Origin of the sequence: uncultured Methanobrevibacter sp. (assembly GCF_900314695.1) — an archaeon.
In the GTDB taxonomy this organism is placed as follows: domain Archaea; phylum Methanobacteriota; class Methanobacteria; order Methanobacteriales; family Methanobacteriaceae; genus Methanocatella.
The window spans coordinates 1-3,323 of the sequence record NZ_OMWD01000054.1; the positions used below are offsets into that span (position 1 = coordinate 1).

At 37.5% G+C, this 3,323-nt stretch carries 1 protein-coding gene; it reads left to right on the top strand.

The window, feature by feature from the left end:
- Positions 1-3,323, top strand: a 3,323-nt coding sequence (locus QZN45_RS10920; protein WP_296812937.1) for a hypothetical protein, incomplete at both ends; no start/stop codon positions are given.

Below are 3,323 nucleotides of genomic sequence, written 5' to 3' on the forward strand. Positions count from 1 at the left end.
AAGGCAGCATATGCAAAAATAGTGATTGAAAAAGCAAAAATAATATTAACTCTTGATGTAAAGGATGTTTTAATACCTGAAACACCTGTTTTAAATGTTCGTGCTAATTGGGATAACAATTACACTATTATAATCGGAAATAAAAATTATCGGCTTGAAGTTGTAAACGGTAAAGCTAGCATGCCACTGACCGGCCTTGATTTGGGCAATTATACAGTGGTTGGTATGCGTGACGGTGATGAAAACTATTATATGGTAATGAATTTCACCACATTTTCAATAAGCAAGACCTACAGCAACTTCCTTGTCGTAAGTACAAATGTGGAATATGACACCTTAAAAGAAGCTGTAGCCAATTCCAATAACGAGGATGTAATTTATATTAAAAACGGCACATATACAGAAACCGGAATAGTAATATCTGGTAAGGATCTCGATATCATCGCACTGGAAGGTGCGGTCTTTGATGCTCAGGGTCGTGACGCCAATTTCATAATTGTCAATGAAAACGCCGTAGCTGATATATCTGGCATAACATTCAGGGGACTTCACAACAGAAATACCAATTATGGAGCTATAGTCAATTACGGAGATCTTTCAGTGACTTCATGTAATTTCATAGACAATAAGATTACAAAGACCTCATTTGCTGGAAATGGCGGAGCAGCAATATATAATGCAGGACATTCATTGGATATTGACAGTTGTAATTTCATAAACAATGCCGCTCCTTTAAAAGTAAGTACTGCAGCAGTCACATCATTGAGTTATGAAGACGTTTCAATCATGCATTCCAAATTCATAAATAACTCTGCACGTGAAGGTGGAGCGCTGCACTTCAAAAACATAACCCAATTTGAAGAGGCAGTCGGTTTCTGTGATTTTGAACAGAACACTGCTGTTAAAGGGTCTGCAATATATGTGGGCAACAATTCCAAATATGTGGCTGTTTCCTTGTCCAATTTCACAAAAAACAATATCAAAAATAGTTTGGGAGAAAATGCACAGCTTGAAGGTGGAGTAATATATGTCAACGCCAATGGGGATGTAATCATTGATATTAGTCTGTCTGATTTTGAAGACAATTCCAACAGCAAGGTTGACGGCGGAGTCCTGTGCCTTGACGGATCTTCAAGAGCAAGCATCGCAGGCTGTACTTTTAACAACAACAGCGGTAAAGTGGGTTCAGTAATCCTAATCAAAAACCCTTATGATAAAAAGCTCACATTAACTGTCGATAACAGTGCATTTACAAATAACAATGCAACAACCGGAGCTATTGCAACCTCTCCTAGAGTTACAGCTTTCATTGACGAGTGTATTTTTGCAAATAATACTGGAGAAAACAGGCATATTCACAGCAACGGATTTACCGTAGTTCATGATTCCATTTTTGAGGTTAAGGATGCTAAATTAAAAGCAGCATCTGTTAAAAACGGTGAAAGATCAATAATCAACGGTACAGCAGATATCGGTACCAATGTCTATGCGGCAGCCAATTTGACAGTTGCCGGTGAAAACGCCCTTGTGGAGATTAAAAACAATGCATTCACATATGATGCAGGCATACTGGGCCACGGCAAATATTACGCTGTTTTAAACAGTATTTCAGATAACAATAACAATACATATCTGATGGAAAGCATAACAGAAGTCTTCAGGGTTAACAATGTCGGTTTTGATTTAAACGTTTCCGTTGACAATATTACATATGGCGAAACCCTTAAAGTCGTTGAAAATCTACCTCAGACTGTTACAGGCACAGTGGATTACCAACTGAATGGATGGTATTACACTAAAGAGGAAATCGAGTCATTGATATTGGATGCAGGAAAATACACACTTGTAGCTATCTATAATCATGAGGATTACTCATTCGCCTCATCCACTGTTAATTTTGAGGTATATAAGGCCAATCCTACCATAACTGTAGATGATGTGGAAGTAGAATATGGCGACAACATTATTCTAAAAATAGAATCAAATGTTCCGTCAATATATACAATAGAAATTGAAGATTACAAAACTGCCGTATTCGTTAATGGTAGTAGGTCTGTTAAAATAGAAAAGACATTTGAACCTGGTGATTACACAGTTAAAGTCACTTCACAGGAACGTGTAAACTACAAATCAAATTCCACTGAGGCCAATCTGAAAGTCAATGTAAATTCTCATGCATTGATGTTAAGTGTCTCTGATAAAACTGCCCATCCGGATGAGTCTCTAATCAAGGTTTCAGCTCTGGATAATGCTGCGGGAGATATCACATACACTGTTTCAGATTCAAATAAAAACATTGTTTACACCATGACCCAATCCTGCAGTGAGGATTTAACAATTTCAGGTTTGGACGCTGGAACCTATGAAATTAAAGCCGTACTTGAACGGAATGGCAGACCATTAATGACTTCAAATAATTTGAAATTGAATCTAAACAATGAAAATATTCGCATTTCTCCAGATGATAACAAACTGGGTGAGGACTATGGCGAAGGAAAATTCATTTTCCAATACGACGAGGATTCAGACTATGAATATTATGACACTCTGGAAGAAGCAATAGATGAGGTTGTAACATGGGGTGCAGGTATCATTACAGTTAGAGGAGGAATCTATTCCGGAGATGGATTCCGTGACATTGTGCTGGAAGGAGAACTTGAATTAACAATCAAGGCTTTTGAAGGCGAAGAGGTTATCTTTGACTGTGGAAATGAAGGTTACTTCCTACATTTAACATATGAAACTGAAGTGTATCCGATTGAAACACCTCCATTTATTGAAACAGAGCAGACTGAAGGTCCTACAGTTACACTTGATAAAATTACAGTAATTAGGGGATCTGCCATTAATGGTGGAGCTATTGATTTAGATGCAGGTACTTTAATCTTGGCCAATTGTACTTTCAGCAATAACAATGCTGCATGTGGCGGAGCCATATATATAGGTTCAAGTTCTGCAGAGAATGAAGCTACTGTCATGGTATATAACACTACATTTACAAACAATACTGCAAGTGAAGGTGGAGCAATATATATTGAGGGTGGCCTTTTACAAGACGTATCAGCAACATTCTACCTTTGTACATTTTTAGATAACTACCAGGGAGAAGAAGGAAACTATACTCTGAATTACTTTGGAGGTGCTGATGTTAATGAAATAACCAAACAATATTGTATCTTCAATGGTGTTGGTGAAATATACAGTGTTGTCATAGATAAAATCAACCAGACAGTCACTGTTAACGGTACCTCTCCTGATGTATTCGATTCAGTGGTTTTACTGTACTTTGACCAAGCGCCTTTATACTCAATTTACAATAACGG